Origin of the sequence: Rhodomicrobium udaipurense JA643, from assembly GCF_000636015.1 — a bacterium.
Lineage (GTDB): Bacteria > Pseudomonadota > Alphaproteobacteria > Rhizobiales > Rhodomicrobiaceae > Rhodomicrobium > Rhodomicrobium udaipurense.
Genome location: NZ_JFZJ01000169.1, coordinates 1 through 5,425 on the forward strand (window position 1 = coordinate 1; position 5,425 = coordinate 5,425).

Consider the following 5,425-nt stretch of genomic DNA (forward strand, 5'->3'; position numbering starts at 1 on the left):
CGTCTGCAAGAAAGCGACTTGGACAATGGCAGGCTTGTTTTTAATCTCATTCGACTGCGAGGGTAACTGGGGTATAGCCGACAGGCGGGACCGAATTGAGAGCCGGTTCATTACGCGCCACGGATTGTCACAGGCTTACCTTGCACTATTAAAACTTCTCGATGTCTATGACATGCCCGCGACTTTCGCCTTCGTCATGGCGTTCGTCCTGCGGGACAGCGAACGTGCTGAGTGGCAGACGCGTTTGACGGACGTGACGTGTGATGGGCGAAACTGGATGGAGAATTTCCGTCGCGCGGAAAGCAGGTGCGACCTGGATGGCTGGTTCTGCCCTGAAGCCTTGGATATGGTCATGGCTGACAGGCGACATGAAATCGGATGTCATGGCCTCCGACATGTTCCGTTCACCGGTGAGGGCGTGACTGAAGATGTGATTAGAATCGAACTTGCCTGCGCCAGCGAAATCGCCAGTTCTCGTGGGATCGACTTACGGACCTTTGTTTTTCCGCGTAACGAGGTTGGGCGACCAGACCTCTTGGCCGAGTATGGCTATCGTGGGTTCCGCAATGCGCATCCCCGCCTAGGTCGCTTAGGCCGTATAGGAAATCTATTGCGCGAGTGCGACGTCTGGGAACGAGCACAGCCGGAAGAAACGTCTGTTTCCGGACTCGTCTCCATTCCTGGCGGCTGCTTCATCAATTGGCAGAAGGGCGCGCGCCGCTTGGTTCCACGTTCGCTGTGCCGTGCAAGATGGAAGTCGATCATTGCTGATGCGGCTGATAACGACCGGGTCGCAGGCGTCTTCTTGCATCCCCATAATCTTATCGACGGCCCCGAGACGCTCCTCTTTTTGGAAGATGTTCTGGCGTTGGTTGCCGAGTACCGCGAGAAGCGAGGACTGAGAGTGGTGACCCAGGCAGAGTATTGTGCCGAGCGGGCGATTGCGCATTGCACGCCCGCCTTCAACTGATCGACTGATGATTTCATAGTTGGCCGACCACCTCCCGCTTCGTTGTAGAAAAGGTCATGAACCGCTCGCGGAACGGATCGCGCAACGTGCAGATCAACTGACACCGTAGTCAGTGTCATCTCGCGAACCGTGCCAATTCTCGTTCGTGGATATGTGCCTTGCTAACAAAGCCACTGATACGCAGCCTTCCTTTCGCACCAGTCGTCAACTTTTCCTAATAGCTCCCGACGAGCCCGCCATGACCACGCATCGCCGCCCGCGCATCGTCATCTCCATCAACACGGCCTGGAACATCGCCAACTTCCGAGCCGGGCTCATCGCCGCGCTGATCGCGGAGGGCTACGACGTCGTCGCGATTGCGCCGTCTGATGGGCATGTCCCCCGGCTCGAAGCGATGGGCTGCCAGTTCATCCCACTGCCTATAGACAGCAAGGGCACGAACCCGGCGAAAGATGCCTCGCTGTTCCTGCGCTACCTGTCGATCCTCAGACGGGAGCGGCCAGTCGCTTATCTCGGATACACGATAAAGCCCAACGTCTACGGGTCATTAGCGGCGCAGCGGCTCGCCATTCCGGTGATCAACAATGTCTCGGGACTCGGCACCGCCTTCATCCGCGACACATGGCTCACGAAGATCGTCAAGCGGCTTTACGGGACCGCCCTTGCCAACTCGCACTGCGTGTTCTTCCAGAATGACGACGACCGCGGACTATTTGTCTCCGCGGGCCTGGTAGCGGCCGAGCTGACCCGACTGGTGCCGGGCTCCGGTATCGACCTCACCCGGTTCACCCCAGTTGAGGTTGAGCCAGGCGCGAATGGTAACGGCTGCCGGTTCTTGCTGATCGCGCGTCTCGTCTTTGACAAGGGCGTACGCGAATATGTCAATGCTGCGCGAATAGTGCGAGCGGCACGACCTGATGCTTCGTTTCAGCTTATGGGCTTTCTTGACGTAGAGAACCGGACAGCGGTCTCCCGCACTGATGTAGACAGATGGGTGGCTGAAGGCGTCATTGATTTTCTGGGACAGGCCGACGATGTGCGCCCGCACATTGCGGCCGCCGATTGCGTTGTCCTGCCGTCCTATCGCGAGGGCACTCCTCGCACGCTGCTTGAGGCGGCGGCGCTTGGAAAACCGATCGTCGCAACCGATGTGCCGGGCTGCCGGCAAGTCGTCGACGACGGCGAAACCGGGCTCCTCTGCCGCGTGCGCGATGCCGAGGATTTGGCGGAAAAGATGATCGAAATCATCGACATGGGGCACGAGCGGCGGCTGGCAATGGGGCAGGCCGGACGCGCCAAGATGGAACGCCAGTTCGACGAGCGCCTGGTCACAGACGCCTACCTCGTCGCCCTACGCGAATGCGTGGGGCGTACGCCGAGGAAATCCGTTAGCCGGGTGCGCTTGATTTCGGGCGCCGGGGGCTGGCGGTCGGCGGCTTCAGGTTCGAACAAATAGCGCTCGATGCTCGCCTTGATCTTGACAAAAATTATTATTTTATTAGAAATACATTTGCGCGATTAAAAATTGGGTGTTATGTTGTTACCTGTTACTTCAAAGTGGATTGTGCTGACGACGCATCCGCACCGGGAAAGTTTTGCGGTCGAAAACCTGGCGAGGCAAGCCTTTGTTGCCTACTGCCCAATGACGGTAAAGCAAGTCCGTCATGCTCGCCGGGCTTATGAAGCCCCACGGCCGCTTTTTTCGGGGTATGTTTTTGTCGAGCATCAGAGCGCGTTCCAATACTTGCGGCCTATCTTGGGAACCTACGGCGTGCGCTCGATATTGCGAATTGGCGATAGCCCTGCCGTGCTCCCAGTCGGTTTCGTCGAGAGTCTCAAGGCTCGCGAAATGGACGGTGTTATTTCGAAGCCCGAAGCACTTTTAAAGACGGGTCAGACTGTAACGATAAGCGGCGGCCCGTTCGACGGCTTGGTGGGGCAGATCCTCGAATTTCGGGAACGTGATCGCATTCTTTTGCTCCTTGATCTCCTCAATCAACAAACCAAGGTGCAAGTTGAGGCCAAGATGTTGCGCGCGACATAAGAAAAGCCGAAGTCCAGGCATGCAAGTGTGGCCGGGCAAGCCAATGACATGCCGCGAGCAGAGAGAGAGGTCGCAGCAGACGTGTCGGCGATCTCGCTCACGAATGATCGGGCGTCCATCGCCGTGCGCGATCCGGCTTTTTGAGTTGAAACGCAAAGTACCGCACACGCAGTGGCGCAACGGAACCGCCCCATTCCTTCTACCACGCTTTCTCCTCGTGAAGCGACGAGGGGGGATTCGCCGACGAGCTTTGTGACCTGGACGGATCGCGATCAGGGAACGATGTTTCCCGATCGCCCTGAAGGTTAATATCACCAAGGACAACCCGGTGCGGCTGAACGAGTTTCGTCGATCAGTTTGATTTTGCCAAAGCCATCTTCTGGTGGGGCAAGCCTATGGAGACAGGCAGAGCGCGACGCGATCCTGGGACCTTGCGGAATATCTACTATACGGCTTCCTCGGCATCGCCCCATTCCGCAGGCCGGTCGCGCCGTGTTTGGCTTCACCATCCAGTGCCTCGCGCATGCAGTTGCCCGAAGTTCGTCAGCAATTCACTGATTTGACGCTTCGATTTGGGCGAGGGCGTCGGTGCGTCTCGCCATCTGGCAATGGAGGTCGCTCGGCTGCAGCCAGATCGAACGCGGGCGATGATCGAAGAATGTCAAAAGGGCGGCGAGCAACTCAAGACATGGTGGAGGGCGAGCAGGGAGGAATTACGATGTTTCGAAAAAAGGCGCTTATTCTGACAAGTTTATTTCGAAGATCGTTAGGCCTGATAGCCGTCGTGGTAATGCTACCTATTTGCCTAAGTATTATTATCGTTGTTGCTGTACATTCAGCAATGTTTGACGATGATGAGGTGCGGGAGTTTAAGCGACTTTCCTAGCTGTTTGTCCCATTGTGTAACCGACGATCTCCGCCGTCACGTCGGGACTGGCTGGCCGCCTACAACTTTGCCGGGCAACTCAGGGCCTTGCGGTTCCAGACTCCCTTCGAGTTATAGCCGAAAGGGCGCATTTTCAGCGACCTGAGCATCGTCCGCCGACATGAAAGTGATCTGAGGATTCGATGGTTCACACTGATCTGGCCCGTATCGAGGGCCCGAACCTTGTTCTGCGCCTCATCCGGCTCGAGGATGCAGACTACGTCCACGCCCTGCGCACCGATCCGGCCTACAACCGGCATCTGTCGGAGGTTCGCGGCACAGCCGAGGACCAACGCCGCTGGATCGAAGACTACAAGGCCCGCGAGGCGGACTTGCGAGAACTCTATTATGTCACCGAACGGCGCGACGGCGTCCGCTGCGGGCTGGTCAGGCTATACGATATCGGGAAAGACAGCTTCACCTGGGGCAGTTGGGTCCTTGACTGCAACAAGACGCGGAAAGCCGCGCTGGAGAGTGCTGTGCTGTCCTTCGGTATCGGGTTCGTGGGTCTCGGATTACCAACAGCAAACGTCGACGCGCGTGTCGAGAACGAACATGCACAGGCCTTCAATCGTCGCCTGGGCATGACAGAGTTGCATCGCGACGGCCGCCACATCTATTTCGCCTATCTCCGCGACCGATTTCTGACCGACCGCCCCAGCTACATGGCGATCCTCGAAGGAGGGCATGAAGTATGACTGAGAGGCCAGTTGACTGCATAATTCCCGAAAACGCACAGATCGCTGAAGGCGTTACATTTGGTCCGAGGGTCGTCCTCGCGGGAGACGGGATCGTGCTTCGGCAGAATGTGCGGCTTGACGCCGCCTGCGTTATCGGCGCCGATGTGACCATTGGGCAGGGCGCATGGGTCAAGGCAGGCGCCGTCGTTCTGCGCTCGGTGCCCCCGAATGCAATCGTTGAAGGCAACCCCGCGCAGGTGGTTGGCTATCTTGACGGCGGCTCCCAGAGACGGCCCGATCCGAAACACATCGACATTCACGCCTTCAGTCACCTCCCTCGCCCGTCGAAGGTTGATCTCGGTGTGGGCGAAAGCGCGCTGTTTCTCATGCGCCTGATCAGCGACGCTCGCGGGGCGCTGACCGTCGGCGAAGTGCCGACCGAGGTGCCCTTCTCGCCCGCCCGCTATTTTGTCGTCTTCGATGTCCCCACCCTGGAATTGCGGGGCGAACATGCACACAGGCGATGTCAGCAGTTCCTCATCTGCCTCCATGGCACATGTCGCGTGTTGCTTGATGACGGGCAGAGCCGATGCGAAGTGACCCTCGACCGGCCAGACATGGGAGTATTCATGCCAGAAATGATCTGGGGGACCCAGTATCGTTACAGCTCGGATGCGGCACTTCTGGTTTTCGCATCGCGGACCTACGAAGCCGAGGATTACCTGCGAACCTATGACGACTTCCTCGCGGAATTGGAAAGGCGCAGGTAATGACGATCCCCTTCCTCGACCTCGGCGCCGCCTACC

Annotated in this window: 5 protein-coding genes; all 5 read left to right on the forward strand. The window is 58.1% G+C overall.

From position 1 onward, the window contains the following. A partial coding sequence (locus tag T281_RS16010; RefSeq protein ID WP_037241817.1) for a polysaccharide deacetylase family protein occupies positions 1-970 on the forward strand: 970 nt, incomplete at its 5' end. A gap of 238 nt (positions 971-1,208) precedes the next feature. After that, on the forward strand, positions 1,209-2,426 hold the full coding sequence (locus tag T281_RS16015; RefSeq protein WP_037241819.1) for a glycosyltransferase family 4 protein: 1,218 nt from the start codon (positions 1,209-1,211) through the stop codon (positions 2,424-2,426). Positions 2,427-2,504: 78 nt separating this feature from the next. Then, on the forward strand, positions 2,505-3,014 hold the full coding sequence (locus T281_RS16020; protein WP_037241823.1) for a transcriptional activator RfaH: 510 nt from the start codon (positions 2,505-2,507) through the stop codon (positions 3,012-3,014). Between the two features lie 1,068 nt (positions 3,015-4,082). Next, the gene (locus tag T281_RS16025) at positions 4,083-4,637 is read left to right on the forward strand and encodes a GNAT family N-acetyltransferase (RefSeq protein WP_037241826.1); all 555 of its coding nucleotides are present in this window, start codon (positions 4,083-4,085) and stop codon (positions 4,635-4,637) included. After that, complete coding sequence (locus T281_RS18965) at positions 4,634-5,389, forward strand: WxcM-like domain-containing protein (protein ID WP_155955312.1); 756 nt, start codon at positions 4,634-4,636, stop codon at positions 5,387-5,389. Before T281_RS16025 ends, T281_RS18965 begins: the two co-directional genes overlap by 4 nt. Positions 5,390-5,425: the final 36 nt, after the last annotated feature.

Coding starts and splice junctions, on each gene's coding strand:
- T281_RS16015 (WP_037241819.1), top strand. CDS start 1,209: ATGACCACGCATCGCCGCCCGCGCATCGTCATCTCCATCAACACGGCC.
- T281_RS16020 (WP_037241823.1), top strand. CDS start 2,505: ATGTTGTTACCTGTTACTTCAAAGTGGATTGTGCTGACGACGCATCCG.
- T281_RS16025 (WP_037241826.1), top strand. CDS start 4,083: ATGGTTCACACTGATCTGGCCCGTATCGAGGGCCCGAACCTTGTTCTG.
- T281_RS18965 (WP_155955312.1), top strand. CDS start 4,634: ATGACTGAGAGGCCAGTTGACTGCATAATTCCCGAAAACGCACAGATC.